The following is a 16,757-nucleotide window of genomic DNA, read 5'->3' as shown; positions in this document are numbered from 1 at the left end:
CGCCGTTCACCCGCTCCGGCCGCGCCCCCCCGGCCCCCGGCCGGGCGGGCCCCCCCGGGGGCCGCGGGGGGGGGGCCGGCCCCCCCCCCGGCGATCACGCCCGAGTCGAGCCCCCCCGGGGGGTGGGGGGGGGCCCCCCGCGGGGGCGGCCCGGGGGGGGCGGGGGGCCCCCCCCCCACTCCGGGCGGACTCGGGGGCGGCTCAGGCCCGCCGCCGGGAGATCTCGCCGTAGTCGAGCCCGCCGTGGGTGAAGGTGGGCACGACCGGCCACTGCCGCTTCCAGTCGGCGCACTCCGAGGACGGGATGATCTGCAGCCAGCGCGGGTCGCGGGGCGAGCGCGAGGCCATCGTCTTCTCCTTGACCATCGAGTCGTACTGGTCGAGCGAGTCCTCCAGCGTGTTGGCGTTGAGCACCACTTCCCGGTTGAAGAACCGGGCCTGCTGCTTCACCCCCGGGATCTTGGAGAGCTCGGGCTGCCAGCTGTCGGCGGCCATCCCGTTCTCGGAGGACACCCACACCCCGTCGGGCGTGTTGACCACCAGCGAGTGGTTGCCGTCGGTGTGCCCTGGCGTCCACAGCAGGCTGACACCGACGCCGAGCTCCACGTCGCCGTCGAGCACTTCGAGGCGTTCGGCGGGCACGCCGTCCATGCCGCCGTCGACGTACCACGCCCACTGCATGGGGTGCGGGGATTCGAGGGTGGCGAGCTCCTTGCGGTGCACCAGCAGCTTCCCGCCGGGGAACAGCGGCGCGCGGGGCTCCCGCTCACCGGGGATGACCCGATCGCTGCCCATGATCATGCGCACGTCCTGGACGTGCAGGTGGTCGAAGCTGACGTAGTCCACGTCGGAGTTGCGCAGCCCCAGCCGCGGCAGCACCTCGTCGGGATCGTTGTAGTACTTGGCGAAGACCTTGTCGGAGAGGAAGTCGCCCGCGATCCGCTGCAACTTCGCGTAGAACGGCGCTTCGACCGACCCGGCCGCCACCGTCGGCTCCCACACCAGGGTCTTGAGCTCCCCGTCGAAGCCCTCGAACTGGATCACGAACATCCGGTTGATGATGGAGATCATCGGGTTGAGGGACAGGTTGTAGCCCTGGAACGCGTACCGCGACGGGTACGGGGCGGCGGCGATGTCGATGCTGCGGATCGCCCGGATCGTGCCCTGGGAGAGGAACCGCTCCCGGTAGCGGCCGGCCGCCTCGCGCACCGCTTCGAGGCGGTCACCGCGGGGCCAGACGTCGTGCACGCCCTCGAACTCGGGGATCGGGCGGACGGTGGGCGTGGCGGTCGCCGTCATCGGGTCTCCTCGTCGGTTTCGGTGAGCGCGCGGTTCTGGTACGCGCTGCGGGTGGTGTCCCCGGCGACCGCGGCGACCTGGTCCGGCACCAGGACGCGCTGCAACCGGTAGCGGGCGGGGTCGGGCAGGACGCGGGCGAGCCAGGTCGCGAAGCCCAACCGGCGCGGGACGCTGAGCTCGAACCGGGGCCGCCGGACGACGCGGAGCACGGCTCGGCCGACCTCGGCGGGGGCGAGCCTGCGCACCGGGCCGGTGGCGGTGCCCGCGGCGAGCTCGGTGTCGACGACGCCGGGCAGCACGAGCGAGAGCCGCACGCCGCTGCCGTGCAGCTCGGCGCGCACCGCGTCCAGGTAGCCGTGGACGGCGTGCTTGGTCGCGGCGTAGGTCGCTTCGCCCGGTGGCGCGAACTTGGAGGCCCCGGAGGCGATGGTGACGATCTGCCCGCGCCCGCGCTCGCGCATCCGCGGGGCGGCGAGCCGGACGCCGCGGATGACGCCGTGCACGTTCACCTCCAGCTGGCGGCGCACGGCGTTCTCCGGTTCCGCGTCGAAGGGGCCGACCCACATCACGCCCGCGTTGTTGACGAGCACGTCGATCGGCCCCCACCGGTCGGCGACCGCGTCGAGGAAGGCCGCGAACGAGCCGGTGTCGGTGACGTCGACGGGGAACGCGGCGAGGCTGCCGGGCAGTTCGGCGGCGGTGCTCTCGGCGGCCGCCAGGTCGCGGTCCCCGATGGCGACGCGGGCACCCGCCGCGGCCAGCGTCCGCGCGATCTCGCGGCCGATGCCGCGGGCGCCGCCGGTGACCGCGATGACCATGCCGTCCGGCGCTCTCCGCACGTCCCCACCTCGCAAGTTGATCTGACACGACGTCGTGTCAGATGACTAAGGTAGCGGACGTCCTCCTCGCCGCGGAAGGGGCGCGATGACGAACCAGCCGAACCCGAGGGGCCGCCGCTACGCCGGTCTCGACCCGGCCGAGCGCGCGCGGCACCGGCGCGCCACCCTGCTCGACGCCGCCCAAGAGTTGTTCGGCGACCGCGGCTACCAGGCGACCTCGGTCAAGCAGCTGTGCGCGCACGCCGGGCTCACCGAGCGGTACTTCTACGAGTCCTTCCGCGATCGGGAGGCCGCGCTCGTCGCGGTGTACGACAAGCTCGTCGACGGGCTGCGCCGGACGACGCTGGCGGCGGTGGCCGACCACGAGGGCTCCGCCGACATGGCGCGGCGCGGGCTGGACGCCTTCGTCGGGTTCCTGGTGGCCGACCAGCGGCGCGCGCGGATCGTGCTGGTCGAAGTGGTCGGGGTGTCGGCGGAGCTGGAGGCGCGGCGGCACGCGGTGCTCACCGAGTTCGCCGAGCTGCTGGCCGAGATGTGGCTGGGCGACGTCGAACCGGGCGCGCAGCGGCGGCTGACGACGATCGCGCTCGTCGGCGCGGTCAACCACCTGCTGGTCGACTGGCTGCTCAGCGGGCGGACCCGACGGCCGGAGGAACTGGTGCGGGCGTGCGCCTCGCTGTTCGCGGGAGCCAGGGACCGGCTCCTCGCGGAGGGCTGATCGACTCCTGCCACCGGCCGAGTATTTAATCGTTACACACGCGTGGTTCGCCGAGCTGCACCCGGACGGCCGAGCCCGCTGATCGATCCGGCCGCGGCCGAACGTGTTCCGCATGACCGATCGCGACGCTACGGCCGATCGACCGGCGCCCGAACGGGCCTTGCCCCCGCACCGCATCGGCTCCTATCGTGCACGCCATCGATTGAAACGTTTTATGCATCCCGGGTGCCGCTCGGCACTCGAACCTGCGCATCAACGCCGATGGACAGGAGGGCCGATGGTCCGATTCGGGAGCAAGACCACGACCGGGTGGCGCGCGACCATCGCCGTGGCCATGTCGAACTACATCGAGGCCGGTTCGATCATCGCGATCGCCACCAGCCTCGGGCTCTGGCAGGACCGGTTCGGGCTGGACGACCTGGCCGTCGGACTGCTCGCCGCGCTCAGCGCGAACGCGTTCGGCGCCGCCGCCGGTGCCGCCATCGGCGGGCCGCTGTGCGACCGCTACGGGCGGAAGTTCATCTACACCTACGACCTGCTGCTCTACATGCTCGGCGTGCTCATCGCGGTGTTCGCCACCTCCTTCGGGATGCTGCTGACCGCGTTCGTGCTCACCGGCATCGCCGTCGGCGCCGGGGTCACCGCCTCCTGGACCTACATCGCCGAAGAGGCGCCGCCCGAGCGGCGCGCCGCGCACGTCGGCGCCGCGCAGCTCGCCTGGTCGATCGGGCCGACGCTCGGCTACCTGCTCGCCGTCGTCGTCGCCCCGCTCGGACTGCTCGGCAGCCGGTTGATCTTCCTGCACCTGTTCGCGGTCGCCGCCGTCACCTGGTGGGTGCGGCGCGGCCTCGCCGAATCGTCGCTGTGGCGCAGCCGCAACGCCGAACCCGAGCGGGTCACCTTCGCGGACAGCCTGCGCGGGCTGTTCACCAGGAGGACGAACCTGCTGGCGATGCTGTTCCTGTTCGGCGTGTACGCGCTGTGGAACGGCGTCGCCGGGCAGGCCGGGATCTTCCAGCCCCGGATGTACGAGGCCGTCGGGCTCACCTCCGCCACCGAGCAGTACCTGCTGCAGGTGCTGGTGTGGGGCTGCACCAGCGCCGCCACCTACTTCGGGTTCATGCTGCTCGCCGACCGGATCAGCCGCCGGTGGCTGTACTGCGCCGGCGCCGCGCTGGGCGTGCTCGCCTGGGCCGCGCTGATCTACGCGCCCGCGAGCACCCCCACCCTGCTGTTCTTCGCCGTCGGCTGGGGCGTGTCCTCCGGCATCGGGGCGCAGGCGTTCTACGGGCTGTGGGCGAGCGAGCTGTTCGCGACCCGCTACCGGGCCAGCGCGCAGGGCGTGCTGTTCCTCGCCGCCCGGGTGCTGGTCGGGCTGCTCAGCGTCGGATTTCCCGCGCTGCTCACCCAGATCGGGTTGCGCGGGCTCGGCACCCTCATCCTCGGGCTGCTGCTCGGCTCGCTGCTGATCGGCACCATCTGGGCACCGCGCACCCAGGGCAAGAGCCTGGAGCAGATCGAGCGGGAGCGGTACGGCTCCGGGACCACCGGCGGAGCGGTGGTGGCGCCGTGACCCGCGTCTGCTTCCAGCTGCAGGTCGACCCGGACCGGCTCGACGAGTACCGGCGGCGGCACGCCGCGGTGCGGCCGGAGATGCTGCGCGAACTCGAAGCCTCCGGGCGGCGGAACTACTCGCTGTTCCTGCGGCCCGACGGGCTGCTGATCGGCTACTACGAGACCGACTCGGTCGCCGACTCCGACGCGCACCTCGCCGCCTCCCCCGTCGCCGCCTCCCCCGTCGCCGCCCGCTGGGAGCGGTACATGGCCGACCTGTTCGTCGGCGACGGCGGCCGCGCCGACCAGAACACCACCGCGCTGCCCGAGGTCTTCCACCTGGCGGACCAGCTCGCCCGGCACGAACTCGCACGGCACGAAGGAGCACAGCCATGACCACCACGTTCCAGGAGATCACCCCCACCCTGGAGCGGCAGGCGATCGAACTGCCGAGCTGGGCGTTCGGCAACTCCGGCACCCGGTTCAAGGTGTTCGGCACCCCCGGCACGCCGCGCACCCCGCAGGAGAAGATCGCCGACGCCGCCACGGTGCACGAGTTCACCGGCCTCGCCCCCGCCGTCGCGCTGCACGTCCCGTGGGACGCGGTGGACGACTTCGCCGCGCTCGGCGCGCACGCCGAACGGCTCGGGGTGCGGCTGGGCACCGTCAACTCGAACACGTTCCAGGACGCCGACTACAAGTTCGGCAGCCTCACCCACGCCGACGCGGCGGTGCGGCGCAAGGCCGTCGACCACCACTTCCGCTGCATCGAGATCATGCACGAGACCGGGTCCACCGACCTGAAGATCTGGCTCGCCGACGGCACCAACTACCCCGGGCAGGGTTCGCTGCGGGACCGGCAGGACCGGCTCGCCGACTCGCTGGCCGAGATCTACGCGCGGCTCGGCGAGCACCAGCGGCTGGTGCTGGAGTACAAGTTCTTCGAACCGGCCTTCTACCACACCGACGTCCCCGACTGGGGAACCTCGTTCGTGCAGGTCAGCGCGCTCGGTGACCGGGCCTTCACCTGCCTGGACACCGGGCACCACGCGCCGGGCACCAACATCGAGTTCATCGTGATGCAGCTGCTGCGGCTCGGGAAGCTCGGCTCGTTCGACTTCAACTCGCGGTTCTACGCCGACGACGACCTCATCGTCGGCGCCGCCGACCCGTTCCAGCTGTTCCGCATCCTGCACGAGGTGATCGCCGGTGGCGGGCTGGACGAGGGCTCGCCGGTGCGGTTCATGCTCGACCAGTGCCACAACGTGGAGGAGAAGATCCCCGGCCAGATCCGCTCGGTGCTCAACGTGCAGGAGATGACCGCCCGCGCGCTGCTCGTGGACCGCGCGGCGCTGGCGAAGGCGCAGCAGGACCACGACGTGCTCGGCGCCAACGAGGTGCTGATGGACGCCTTCCACACCGACGTCCGCCCGGCGCTGGCCGAGTGGCGCGCGGCCCGCGGACTGCCCGCCGACCCGATGCGCGCCTACGCCGAATCCGGCCACCAGCGGCTGCTCGCCGAACAGCGCACCGGCGGCGCGCAGGCCGGGTGGGGCGCCTGATGCCCCGAGGAGAGGAGACCATGCCGAACCGCACCGTCGACGACCTGATCGCCCGCAGCAACCGGTTGGGCGCCGACCCGCGCAACACCAACTACGCGGGCGGCAACACCTCCGCCAAGGGCCGGGACGTCGACCCGGTCACCGGGCAGGAGGTGGACCTGATGTGGGTGAAGGGCTCCGGCGGCGACCTGGGCACCCTCACCGAGCAGGGGCTGGCGGTGCTGCGGCTCGACCGGTTGCGCGCGCTGTCCGCTGTCTACCCCGGACCGGACCGGGAGGACGAGATGGTCGCCGCGTTCGACCACGTGCTGCACGGCAAGGGCGGGGCCGCGCCGTCCATCGACACCGCGATGCACGGCCTCGTCGACGCCTGCCACGTCGACCACCTGCACCCGGACAGCGGCATCGCGATCGCCACCGCCGCCGACGGTCCGGCGCTGACCGAGGAGATCTTCGGCGACCGGGTGGTGTGGGTGCCGTGGCGGCGGCCCGGCTGGCAGCTCGGCGAGGACATCGCCGAGATCAGGCGCACCCACCCGCGCGCCATCGGCACCGTCCTCGGCGGGCACGGGATCACCGCGTGGGGCGCGACCGCGCAGGAGTGCGAGCTGAACTCGCGGTGGATCATCGACACCGCCGCCGAGCACATCGCCGAGCACGGCAGGCCGGACCCGTTCGGCGCCGCCCTCGACGGGTACGCACCGCTGCCCGCCGCGGAACGCCGGGCCAAGGCCGCCGCGCTCGCCCCCGTGCTGCGCGGGCTGGTGAGCACCGACCGGCGGCAGGTCGGGCGCTTCACCGACGGGCCCGAAGTGCTGGAATTCCTGTCCCGCGCGGAACATCCGCGGCTGGCGGCGCTCGGCACCAGCTGCCCGGACCACTTCCTGCGCACCAAGGTGGCGCCGCTGGTGCTGGACCTGCCCGCGACCGCGACCGTGGAGGAATCCGCGGCGCGGCTGCGGGAGCTGCACGAGCGGTACCGCGCGGACTACGCGGCCTACTACCGGCGGCACGCCACCCCGGACTCGCCGCCGATGCGCGGCGCCGACCCGGCGATCGTGCTCGTGCCCGGCGTCGGCATGTTCAGCTACGGCACCGACGCCCAGACCGCCCGGGTGGCGGGCGAGTTCTACGTGAACGCGATCAACGTGATGCGCGGGGCGGAGGCGTTGTCCACCTACTCGCCCATCGCGGAGGCGGAGAAGTTCCGCATCGAGTACTGGGAGCTGGAGGAGGCGAAGCTGCGGCGCAGGCCCGCGCCGAAACCGCTCGCCACGAAGGTCGCGCTGGTCACCGGTGCGGCCTCCGGCATCGGCAAGGCCACCGCCGCCCGCCTCGCCCGCGACGGCGCCACCGTGGTGCTCGCCGACCTCGACGCCGCGAAGGCCCGGGAGGCCGCGGCCGAACTCGGGTCCGCCGACGTGGCGATCGGCGTCGGCGCCGACGTCACCGACGAGGACGCGGTGCGCGCCGCCGTGGACGCCGCGGTGCTCGCGTTCGGCGGGCTCGACGTGGTCGTCAACAACGCGGGCCTGTCGCTGTCGAAACCGCTGCTGGAGACCACCGCCGCCGACTGGGACCTGCAGCACGACGTGATGGCGAAGGGCTCGTTCCTGGTCAGCAAGGCGGCCGCGCGGGTGTTGATCGAGCAGGGCCTCGGCGGCGACGTCGTCTACGTCGTGTCGAAGAACGGGGTGTTCGCCGGGCCGAACAACATCGCCTACTCCGCGACCAAGGCGGACCAGGCGCACCAGGTGCGGTTGCTGGCGGCCGAGCTCGGCGGGCACGGCGTCCGCGTCAACGGCGTCAACCCGGACGGGGTGGTGCGCGGCAGCGGGATCTTCGCCGGCGGCTGGGGCGCGCAGCGGGCGAAGGTGTACGGGGTCGCCGAGGAGGACCTGGGCGAGTTCTACGCCCAGCGCACCCTGCTCAAGCGGGAGGTGCTGCCCGAGCACGTGGCGAACGCGGTGTTCGCGCTGCTCGGCGGCGACCTCGCCCACACCACCGGCCTGCACGTGCCGGTGGACGCCGGGGTCGCGGCGGCGTTCCTGCGATGAGCGGGACCGTCGCCGCCGTCGACCTCGGCGCCACCAGCGGGCGGGTCGTACTCGGGCACGCCGGGCCGGGCGAGCTGCGGATGCGCGAGCTCGCCCGGTTCCCGAACGCGCCGGTGCGGGTGCGCGGGTCGCTGCACTGGAACGTGCTGGAGCTGTACCGCCAGGTGTCCGCCGGGCTGGACCGGGCGGTGCGCGAAGCGGACCCGGTGAGCGTCGGCATCGACTCGTGGGCGGTGGACTACGCGCTGCTGCGCGGCGGCCGGGTGCTCGGGATGCCGCACCACTACCGGGACGAGCGCGGCGCCGCCGCCGTGCCCGACGTGCACGCGGTGATCGGCCCCGCGGAGCTCTACGAGGTCAACGGGTTGCAGCACCTGCCGTTCAACACGGTGTTCCAGCTGGCCGCGGACCGGCGCAGCGGGCTGCTGCCGATCGCCGAGCGGATGCTGCTGCTGCCGGATCTGCTGGGGTACTGGCTGACCGGCGAGCAGGTCGCCGAGCGCACCAACGCCTCCACCACCGGGCTGCTGGACGTGCGCACCGGCGAGTGGTCGGACGCGCTGCTCGCGCGCCTCGGCCACGACCGCGGGCTGCTGCCGCCGCTGGTGTCGCCGGGTGCGCGGATCGGCGAGCTCGACGACGGGCTCCCGGTCACCGCGGTCGGTTCGCACGACACCGCCTCCGCGGTCGTGGCCGTCCCGGCCCGCGACGAGTCGTTCGCCTACATCTCGTGCGGGACCTGGTCGCTGGTCGGGGTGGAGCTGGAGCGCCCGCTGCTGTCCGAGGCGGGGCGGGCCGCGAACTTCACCAACGAGCTCGGCGTGGACGGGCGCATCCGGTACCTGCACAACGTGATGGGCCTGTGGCTGCTGAGCGAATGCGTCGCCGAATGGGAGCGCACCGGCCCGGCCGTCGATCTGCCGGTGCTGCTGGCGGCGGCCGCCGAAGTGCCGGCCGGTTCGGTCGCCGAGTTCGACGCGGACGATCCGCGATTCCTCGCGCCCGGCGACATGTCCGCGCGGATCGCCGCCTGGCTGGCCGAGCACGACCGGCCGGTGCCGGGCGGCCGCGCCGAGTTCACCCGCTGCATCCTGGAGAGCCTCGCCACGGCCTACGCGGACTCCGTGGCAAGGCTGGAGATCCTCACCGGACGTGCACTGTCCACAGTGCACATCGTGGGCGGCGGGGCGCGGAACGAGCTGCTGTGCCGGTTGACCGCCGAGCGCACCGGCCGCCCGGTCGTCGCCGGACCGGTCGAGGCCACCGCCCTCGGCAACGTCCTCGTGCAGGCCCGCGCCGCCGGACTGCTCACCGGCGGCCTCGACTCCCTCCGCGCGCTGGTCCGCTCCACCTGCGCACCCCGCACCTACCGCCCCGGCGAGCTCGCGGCGCGGTGATCCGCGAACCGTCCACTTCGGACAGCGACACGGCGGGTCAGCGGGGCGGCGAGGCGCGGGGCACGCCGCGCGCGTTCCCGCGTTCCCGCATTCCCGCGGACACCGGACACCGGACACCGGACACCGGACACCGGACACCGGGACCGTGCCACCCCTCCACGCACATCCCGCATGATGCGAACAATCGTTGCAAAACAAGCCGATTCCACCGCAGAAATGCATCCCCCGCTCCCCCGCCATTCGAAACACGCGAATGCGCACGAAAAGATGACTCCATCCGGTGGAAGCACTTCCGGGCCGCTGGACGAGCCGCCGAGCCGTCGGTAGCTTCATCCACATCGCGGCACCGCACGAGTTCCACCTCGAATGCGGGCCGCCCACGGGGGAACGATTGGGGATCCGCACCTTGCTGAGTTCGGCATTTCTCGCCACCATCATCGTGATGATCATGGCTCCCGGCCCGTCGTTCGTGGTGCTGGTGGACACCACGGTCCAACGCGGCAGGGTCGGTGGATTGTTCGCGGTGGCGGGGAGCACCACCGGCCTGACCTGCTGGGCCGCGACCTCGGTGCTCGGACTCGTGGCGCTGCTGCGCGCGTCCGACCAGGTCTTCTTCGGATTCACGCTGCTCGGCGCCGGCTACCTGTGCTGGCTGGGCATCAGCACCCTGCGCGGGGCCTGGCGCGACAGGGGGATGCCGATGGGCGCCGACCTGGTCCCGGACGGCCGGACCGCTCCGTCCCACTGGGGCTGCTACCGGACCGGGGCGATGACCAGCCTCGCCAACCCGAAGATGGCGGCCGTCTACCTGGCGCTGTTCCCGCAGTTCCTGCCGCCGGGCGGGGGAACCGCCACGCAGGTCACCACGCTCGCCGGCGTGCAGATCGCGTTGAGCACGCTCTGGTACCTGATCGTCGTCGCGGGCATCGGAGCGATCCGCGCCCGGCTGACCCGGCCGCGCTGGCGATCGGGCATGGCGGTGGCCAGCGGTTCGGTGCTCATCGTCCTCGGGCTGCACACCTTGACCCTCGCCTGACGGGCGATCACCCCCGAAGAACGCCGCGCGCTCGGCGCGCCCACCTGCCCGCGCGCCCTCGTTGCCGACTCAGCACGCGCACTGGAGGAAACACGCATGAACGCCGCCGAAAACGACGTCCGAATCAAACAGATCATGATCGAATCCTTGCGAATCGATCGCTCTCCGCACGAACTCACGAATGATCTCGTCCTCGACTCGGACGCGATCCGAATGGATTCCCTCAACCTGCTCGAACTCATCGTGCGAATCGAGCGAGAACTCGGCGGAGAAGTGTCCGACCGAGCGGTATTCGAAGCGAATCTGCGGACCGTCGGCGATCTCATCGACCTGGTCCGGATCGAGATCCTCGCGCCCGCCGCCACCTGCTGACAGGTCGCGGCACCGAAATTCCGACACACCACCCCGGGCAACTTCCCGCGCGTGGTCGGCCGATGCACGTGTGCAGGCCGTCGCACGCCGCGCAGCGCTGCCCGCACGCGGAACGGAGACCGCCATGCCCGAGGAACCCGCCGACCACGACGCGGTGCCCACCCACTGGTACAACGTGCTGTCCGACCTGGCGGACGTCGAGGACGCGGCGCGGTTGCGGCGCGCCCGGCCGGACTCGCACGTCCACCGCCCCACCGGCGGCATCGCGCCCCAGATCCCGCTCTCCATGTACCGGCAGAGCGTCGGCGACGACCGGTTCGTGCCGATCCCGGCCGAGGTGCGCGAGACCTACCGCCGCTGGCGTCCGACACCGCTGCGGCGGGCCCGGCGGCTCGAGCGGTTCCTCGGCACTCCCGCCCGCATCTACTACAAGTACGAGGGGGCCAGCCCGACCGGCAGCCACAAGCTCAACACCGCGCTCGCCCAGGCCCACTACTACAAGCAGGCCGGGATCACCCACCTGACGACCGGGACCGGCGCCGGCCAGTGGGGATCGGCGCTCGCGCTGGCCTGCCAGAGCTACGGGATCCAGTGCACCGTGTACATGGTCCGGTGCAGCTACGAGCAGAAGCCGTACCGGCGGGTGCTGATGGAACTCGCCGGTGCCGAGGTCATCGCGAGCCCGAGCACCACCACCGAGGCGGGCCGCGCCGCCGTGCGGCGCGATCCGGACACCGACGGCAGCCTGTCGATCGCCAACGCCGAGGCGTTCGAGCACGCCAGCACCACCGCGGGCCGCGGGTTCTCGGTGGGCAGCGGGGAGAACCACGTGCTGCTGCACCAGACGGTCATCGGGCAGGAGGCGCTGACCCAGTTGGGCGCGCTCGGCGAATTCCCGGACGTGGTGATCGGCTCGGTCGGCGCCGGGAGCAACTTCTCCGGCCTCGCCTTCCCGTTCCACGGGGAGCGGGTCCGGACCGGCCGCGACGTCCGGCTGCTGGCGGTCGAACCCGAGGCGTGCCCCAAGCTCACCAAGGGGCACTACGCCTGGGACTACAACGACTTCACGGGCATCACGCCCATGACCAAGATGTACACGCTCGGCCACCTGTTCGTCTCACCCGGCATCCACGCGGGCGGGTTGCGCTACCACGGTGCGGCGCCGCTGGTGAGCGCGATGCGCCACCAAGGCCTGATCGACGCCGTGGCCTACCCGCAGGGAGCGGTGTTCGAAGCGGGGACGGCTTTCGCCGAGCACGAGTGGATCGTGCCCGCCCCGGAATCCGCGCACGCCGTCCGCGCGGCGATCGACGAGGCGCTCGATGCCAAGGAGCAGCGCCGGGAGAGGGTGGTCCTGTTCAACCTCAGCGGGCACGGCCTGCTCGACCTCTCGGCCTACGACCAGCACCTCAGCGGCCGGATGCACGACATGGCGGCGACCGACGAGCAGATCGCCCGCTCGCTCACCGTGCTCCCGCGGATCGACGAGGAACGACCGGCCCATGCGCACCGCGCGCACGGCTGAGCGGGCGCGGGCGAACCCGGTCCGCCCGCGCACCCTGCTCGACGAGCCGGATGCCGTCCCGTCGGCCGCCGAGCCCGGCGCCGAACCGACACCGCTCCCGCCGCGACCGGCGGTCGCCATCGTCGGGCTCGGCCCCCGCGGGCTGTCGGTGTTCGAGCGCCTGATCGTGCACCTGCGCTCGCGCTCCGACCTCCCGATGCGGGTGCACCTCATCGAGGACGCGCACCTCGGCGGAGGGCGGATCTGGCAGCCCGATCAAGAGCGGTGGTTCCTGATGAACACCGTGGTCGGCGAGCTGACCCTGTTCTCCGGCGCGGCGGGACCCGGCCCGTGCCGGGCGGGCGCCGGCCGGTCGTTCCTGGAGTGGCTGCGGCACCAGGACGATCCCGAACTGGCCGCGCTCGGGCCGGACGACTACGCACCTCGCTACGCGTACGGCCGCTACCTGGGCCACGTCCACCGCTCGGTGCTGGCCAGCGCCCCGCCCTCGGTCGAGGTCGTCGAGCACCGCGGGCGCGTGGTGGCGCTGCACCGGGACGATCCGGGCTACCGCCTCGAAGTCCGGATCGACGGTGCGGTGCGGGAGCTCGACTTCGACGCGGTCGTCCTCGCCACCGGCCACGGCCGCTCCGAACCCACCGGAGCGGAACGGCGGCTGGCGGAGTTCGCCGCCCGGTCGCCGGGATTGCGCTACATCCGCGGGGACAACCCGGGAGAGCTGGGCCTGGACTCGATCCCGCCCGGGGCGCAGGTCGGGCTGATGGGTCTCGGCCTGTCGTTCTACGACGTCCTGCTGTCGCTGACCATCGGGCGCGGCGGCCGGTTCCACCGGGAGGACGGCGAACTCGGGTACCGGCCGAGCTCGCGCGAGCCGGTGGTGGTGGCGGGTTCCCGCAGCGGCATGCCGATCGCCGCGCGAGCGGTGAACCAGAAGTCCGGGCGCGGCCCGTTCCAGCCGAAGTTCCTGCACCACGAGGCGATCAACGAGCTGCGGATGCGGGCGTGCGGCAGGCACGGGCGCGCCGATCTGGACTTCGACCGGGACGTGCTGCCGCTGCTGGTGGCCGAGATCAACCACGTGTACTACGCGACGCACGCCCGCGGCCGCTTCGGCACCACCGCCGCGCTCCGGCTGTCCGCGGACCTGTGCGCCGCGGGTGCGGCCGTCCAGCGGTGGCCGGGGATCGCGGCCGCGCACGGGCTGGGCGACATCGCACCGCTCGACCCGGACCGGCTCGCCCGGCCGTTCGCCACGACGACCTACACCGGCCCGGAGGAGTTCCGCGCGGCGGTCCGGGCTGCGGTGCAGGCGGATCGGGCGGAAGCGGCGCTCGGCAACGTGGACAGCCCGCTGAAGGCGGCGACCGACGTGTTCCGGGACGCCCGCGAGCTCATCCGCGCCGTGGTCGAGTTCGGTGGGCTGCGTCCGGAGTCCTACCGCGATTCCTTCCTCGGGCGCTTCTTCCCGGCGCTGGCGCTGCTGTCCACCGGACCGCCGGGCATCCGGGCCGAGCAGTTCCTGGCCCTGCTGGACGCGGGCGTCCTCGCCGTGGTCGGCCCCGGTGCGACGTTCCTCCCCGACCCGGAGCAGGGCAGGTTCGTCGTCGGGTCGCCGCAGGTGCCCGGATCGCAGCGGGCGGTCTCGGTGCTCATCGACGCGAAGATCCCCAAGCCGGACCTGCGCCGGAACGCGGACCCGCTGTTCCGGCGACTGGTCGCCGACGGCATCGCCACCGGGTTCGCCACCGGCGCGGGAACGACCGCGCACGACACGGGAGGCATCGCGATCACCGCCGCGGAATACCGGGTCATCGCAGGCGACGGCGAACCGAACCGGGCGCTCTACGCCGTCGGGATTCCGACGGAGGGACCGCGGTGGTTCACCCAGATCGGCAACGGCCGCCCGGGTGCTCCGACCGCGTTCGAGCGCGACGCGGAGGTGGTCGCCGTCAGCCTGCTGCGCCGCCTCGGCGCCCTTCCCACCGGACGCCGAACACCGGCGCCCGCCGATCGCCCTGCCAACTGACGTCACGGGAGTGAACACTGTGGACGGAACGAACGCCTTCGGCGATTTCCGCGCGGCCAGGGACGTCCTGCTGAAGCACCGGCTCGACCACGATGCGGCCGTCCGCGAGTTCCGCTGGCCGCGGTTCAGCACGTTCAACTGGGCGCTCGACTGGTTCGACCGGATCGCGCGGGGGAACGACCGCGAGGCGTTGCGGATCGTGGCCCCCGGTGCGGACCAGGTCCGCAGCTACCAGGAGCTGGCGCGCAGATCGGACGAGGTCGCCTCGTGGTTGCGTGCTCGGGGCGTCGGCCCCGGCGAACCGGTGCTGGTGCTGCTGGACAACCGGGCGGAGCTGTGGGAGCTGCTGCTCGCGCTCATGAAGCTGCGGGCGGTGATCGTGCCGACGTTCACCACGATCGGGCGGGACGAGCTGGCGAGCCGGATGCACCGGGCCTCGGTCCGGCACGTGGTCGCGGAGTCGGGTATCGCGGCCGGCTGGGGATCGCTCCCCGAGCCGCAGGTGCGGGTGTCCGTCGGCGGGCCGGTGCCGGGCTGGTCCGATTTCGACGACTCGGACGGACCCGGCGCGTTCGAACCGGACGGGCCGACGGCGCCGGACGAACCGCTGTTCCACTACTTCACCTCCGGCACCACCGCGCGCCCCAAACTGGTCGTGCACAGCCACACCAGCTACGCGGTCGGACACCTGGCGAGCATGTACTGGAACGGGCTGCAGCCGGGCGACGTCCACCTCAACGTCGCGCCTCCCGGTTGGGCGAAGCACCCGTGGAGCTCGTTGTTCGCACCGTGGAACGCCGAAGCGAGCCTGGTGTCCCTACCCGGTGCCAGCAGCGCGCACCGGATCCTCGACGCGCTGGAGCGCACCGGGGCGACGAGCTTCTGCGCGTCGCCGAGCACGTGGCGCGCGCTGCTCCGGGCCGGTGCGGCCGATCGGACCGTCCGGCTGCGGGAGGCGGTGAGCGTCGGCGAACCGCTCACCCGCGAGATCGTCGACCAGGTCCGGGAAGCCTGGGGAGTCCGGGTGCGGAACGGGTACGGGCAATCCGAGGTCACCGCCATCGCCGGGGTCGCTCCGGGGCTCGATGGCGATCCCACCGAGCTGGGCAGGCCGTTGCCCGGCTACGACTTGGTGCTGTGCGAGCCGGGATCGGAACGCCCCGGGCGGGAAGGGGAGCTCTGCGTGGATCTGACCGCGAACCCGGTCGGGATGATGCGCGGTTACCTCGACGGGCCGACGCCCGGCGGTGCCGCCGCGATGTACCGGACCGGTGACCTCGCGCGCTGGGACGGGTCGGGCGGGCTGCTCTTCCTGGGCAGGCTCAAGGACGTGCGCCACGGCGCGGACGGTTCCCGCATCAGCCCGCCCGAACTGGAGGCCGTGCTGCTGGAGCATCCCGCGGTGAGCGAGACGGCGGTGCTGGTGCTGGACGAACCCGGCCGGGAACCGGTGCTGAAGGCGTTCGTCGTGCCTGCCGAGTGCTGGAACGCCACGTCGGTCACCGCCGAGGCGCTGTCCGCGCACACCCGCGGCAGGCCGACGCCCGGGATCGACGTGGTGGAGTTCGTCGACGACCTGCCCCGGACCGAATCGGGCAAGACCCATCGCGACGCGCTCCGCGCCTACTCGCGCCCCGCCCTGCTGGAGTTCCGCAGGAGCGCGGAGTGAGGCTCACAGCGCGGTGATCCGCGTCCCGTCCACCTCGGGCAGCGCCTCGATGACGCTGCCCAGGTGGGCGCGCATCGCCTGCTCGGCGGCCGCCGGATCACCGGCGCAGATGGCGTCGACGATCGCCAGGTGCTGCGGCAGCGAGACGCTCGGGCGGCCGGGGTGCAGGGCCAGCCGGAACTGGTGGCGCACGTTCTGCCCGCGCAGCCTGCTGAGCACCTCGTGCGCGGTCCGCTGACCGCTGACCCGCAGCACCAGGGAGTGCAGCCGCTTGTTCAGCTCGGAGTAGCTCCACACGTCGCCGCCGGCGACCGCGGTCCGCATCTGCTCGGCGATCTCGCGCAGTTCGGCCTTGTCCGCGTCGGTGGCCCGGTCGGCGGCGCGCGCCGCGCACAGGCCTTCGACGGCCATCCGCACCTCGGTGATCTCGATGGCCTCGTCGAGGGAGACCGCGCGCACCCGGGCGCCGCGGTTCTGCACGCGTTCCACGAGGCCTTCGGTGGCCAGCTGCACGAGCGCGTTGCGCACCGCACCGCGGCCCGCGTCGAACCGTTCGGAGAGCTCGGCCTCCACCAGCCGCTGGTCGGGCGCGAAGTCGCCGCGGGTGATCGCGTCGCGGATCGCGTCGACCACCGCCGACCGCCCGGACTCGCGCTTCGCTGTCGTCACTGCCCTACCCCGCACAATTGTGAACAATGTTGTC

General features: G+C 72.7%; 14 protein-coding genes. 11 read left to right on the top strand and 3 right to left on the bottom strand.

Annotation, left to right across the window (positions count from 1 at the left end):
• Positions 1-201 precede the first annotated feature (201 nt).
• Positions 202-1,299, bottom strand: coding sequence for an MBL fold metallo-hydrolase (locus tag AC29IT_RS17365; protein ID WP_488219419.1), 1,098 nt, complete (start codon positions 1,297-1,299; stop codon positions 202-204).
• On the bottom strand, positions 1,296-2,138 hold the full coding sequence (locus AC29IT_RS17360; RefSeq protein WP_358435754.1) for an SDR family oxidoreductase: 843 nt from the start codon (positions 2,136-2,138) through the stop codon (positions 1,296-1,298). Before AC29IT_RS17360 ends, AC29IT_RS17365 begins: the two co-directional genes overlap by 4 nt.
• Positions 2,139-2,223: 85 nt before the next feature.
• Between AC29IT_RS17360 and AC29IT_RS17355 the strand changes: the two genes are divergently transcribed.
• The 11 genes from AC29IT_RS17355 to AC29IT_RS17305 all read left to right on the top strand — a co-directional run bounded on the left by AC29IT_RS17355 (position 2,224) and on the right by AC29IT_RS17305 (position 16,054).
• Positions 2,224-2,856, top strand: a complete 633-nt coding sequence (locus AC29IT_RS17355) for a TetR/AcrR family transcriptional regulator (protein ID WP_488219418.1) — start codon at positions 2,224-2,226, stop codon at positions 2,854-2,856.
• A 277-nt stretch (positions 2,857-3,133) separates the two neighbouring features.
• On the top strand, positions 3,134-4,429 hold the full coding sequence (locus AC29IT_RS17350; RefSeq protein WP_488219417.1) for an MFS transporter: 1,296 nt from the start codon (positions 3,134-3,136) through the stop codon (positions 4,427-4,429).
• Complete coding sequence (locus AC29IT_RS17345; protein WP_488219416.1) at positions 4,426-4,806, top strand: L-rhamnose mutarotase; 381 nt, start codon at positions 4,426-4,428, stop codon at positions 4,804-4,806. Before AC29IT_RS17350 ends, AC29IT_RS17345 begins: the two co-directional genes overlap by 4 nt.
• Positions 4,803-5,972 (top strand): L-rhamnose isomerase, encoded by a 1,170-nt coding sequence (gene rhaI, locus AC29IT_RS17340; protein ID WP_488219415.1) that lies wholly within the window; start codon positions 4,803-4,805, stop codon positions 5,970-5,972. The genes AC29IT_RS17345 and rhaI overlap by 4 nt, the downstream gene beginning before the upstream one ends.
• Positions 5,973-5,992: 20 nt before the next feature.
• A complete protein-coding gene (locus tag AC29IT_RS17335) occupies positions 5,993-8,029 on the top strand; it encodes a bifunctional aldolase/short-chain dehydrogenase (protein WP_488219414.1) in 2,037 nt (678 codons plus the stop codon).
• Positions 8,026-9,426, top strand: a complete 1,401-nt coding sequence (locus AC29IT_RS17330) for a rhamnulokinase (RefSeq protein ID WP_488219413.1) — start codon at positions 8,026-8,028, stop codon at positions 9,424-9,426. The genes AC29IT_RS17335 and AC29IT_RS17330 overlap by 4 nt, the downstream gene beginning before the upstream one ends.
• A 442-nt stretch (positions 9,427-9,868) precedes the next feature.
• On the top strand, positions 9,869-10,462 hold the full coding sequence (locus AC29IT_RS17325; protein WP_488219412.1) for a LysE family translocator: 594 nt from the start codon (positions 9,869-9,871) through the stop codon (positions 10,460-10,462).
• 96 nt (positions 10,463-10,558) lie between these two features.
• Entirely contained in the window at positions 10,559-10,834 is a 276-nt protein-coding gene (locus AC29IT_RS17320; protein WP_358435732.1) for an acyl carrier protein, read from the top strand.
• Positions 10,835-10,958: 124 nt separating this feature from the next.
• The gene (locus AC29IT_RS17315) at positions 10,959-12,359 is read left to right on the top strand and encodes a TrpB-like pyridoxal phosphate-dependent enzyme (protein ID WP_358435729.1); all 1,401 of its coding nucleotides are present in this window, start codon (positions 10,959-10,961) and stop codon (positions 12,357-12,359) included.
• Complete coding sequence (locus tag AC29IT_RS17310; RefSeq protein ID WP_488219411.1) at positions 12,337-14,385, top strand: FAD/NAD(P)-binding protein; 2,049 nt, start codon at positions 12,337-12,339, stop codon at positions 14,383-14,385. Before AC29IT_RS17315 ends, AC29IT_RS17310 begins: the two co-directional genes overlap by 23 nt.
• Before the next feature lie 19 nt (positions 14,386-14,404).
• Positions 14,405-16,054, top strand: a complete 1,650-nt coding sequence (locus tag AC29IT_RS17305) for an AMP-binding protein (protein ID WP_488219410.1) — start codon at positions 14,405-14,407, stop codon at positions 16,052-16,054.
• Positions 16,055-16,057: 3 nt separating this feature from the next.
• Here AC29IT_RS17305 and AC29IT_RS17300 read toward each other — a convergent pair whose 3' ends face one another.
• Positions 16,058-16,723: a GntR family transcriptional regulator gene (locus AC29IT_RS17300; RefSeq protein WP_358435720.1), complete on the bottom strand. Its 666-nt coding sequence runs from the start codon at positions 16,721-16,723 to the stop codon at positions 16,058-16,060.
• Positions 16,724-16,757: the final 34 nt, after the last annotated feature.

This window comes from Saccharopolyspora sp. MMCC62 (genome assembly GCF_057736575.1).
The sequence above is the reverse complement of the archived record's forward strand: the minus strand, read 5'-3'. Positions and strand labels throughout refer to the sequence as shown.

Bases quoted from the DNA above. Each gene is read 5' to 3' on its own strand.
- AC29IT_RS17355 (WP_488219418.1), top strand. From the start codon at position 2,224: ATGACGAACCAGCCGAACCCGAGGGGCCGCCGCTACGCCGGTCTCGAC.
- AC29IT_RS17365 (WP_488219419.1), bottom strand. From the start codon at position 1,299: ATGACGGCGACCGCCACGCCCACCGTCCGCCCGATCCCCGAGTTCGAG.
- rhaI (WP_488219415.1), top strand. From the start codon at position 4,803: ATGACCACCACGTTCCAGGAGATCACCCCCACCCTGGAGCGGCAGGCG.
- AC29IT_RS17350 (WP_488219417.1), top strand. From the start codon at position 3,134: ATGGTCCGATTCGGGAGCAAGACCACGACCGGGTGGCGCGCGACCATC.
- AC29IT_RS17325 (WP_488219412.1), top strand. From the start codon at position 9,869: ATGATCATGGCTCCCGGCCCGTCGTTCGTGGTGCTGGTGGACACCACG.
- AC29IT_RS17310 (WP_488219411.1), top strand. From the start codon at position 12,337: ATGCGCACCGCGCGCACGGCTGAGCGGGCGCGGGCGAACCCGGTCCGC.
- AC29IT_RS17335 (WP_488219414.1), top strand. From the start codon at position 5,993: ATGCCGAACCGCACCGTCGACGACCTGATCGCCCGCAGCAACCGGTTG.
- AC29IT_RS17315 (WP_358435729.1), top strand. From the start codon at position 10,959: ATGCCCGAGGAACCCGCCGACCACGACGCGGTGCCCACCCACTGGTAC.
- AC29IT_RS17330 (WP_488219413.1), top strand. From the start codon at position 8,026: ATGAGCGGGACCGTCGCCGCCGTCGACCTCGGCGCCACCAGCGGGCGG.
- AC29IT_RS17320 (WP_358435732.1), top strand. From the start codon at position 10,559: ATGAACGCCGCCGAAAACGACGTCCGAATCAAACAGATCATGATCGAA.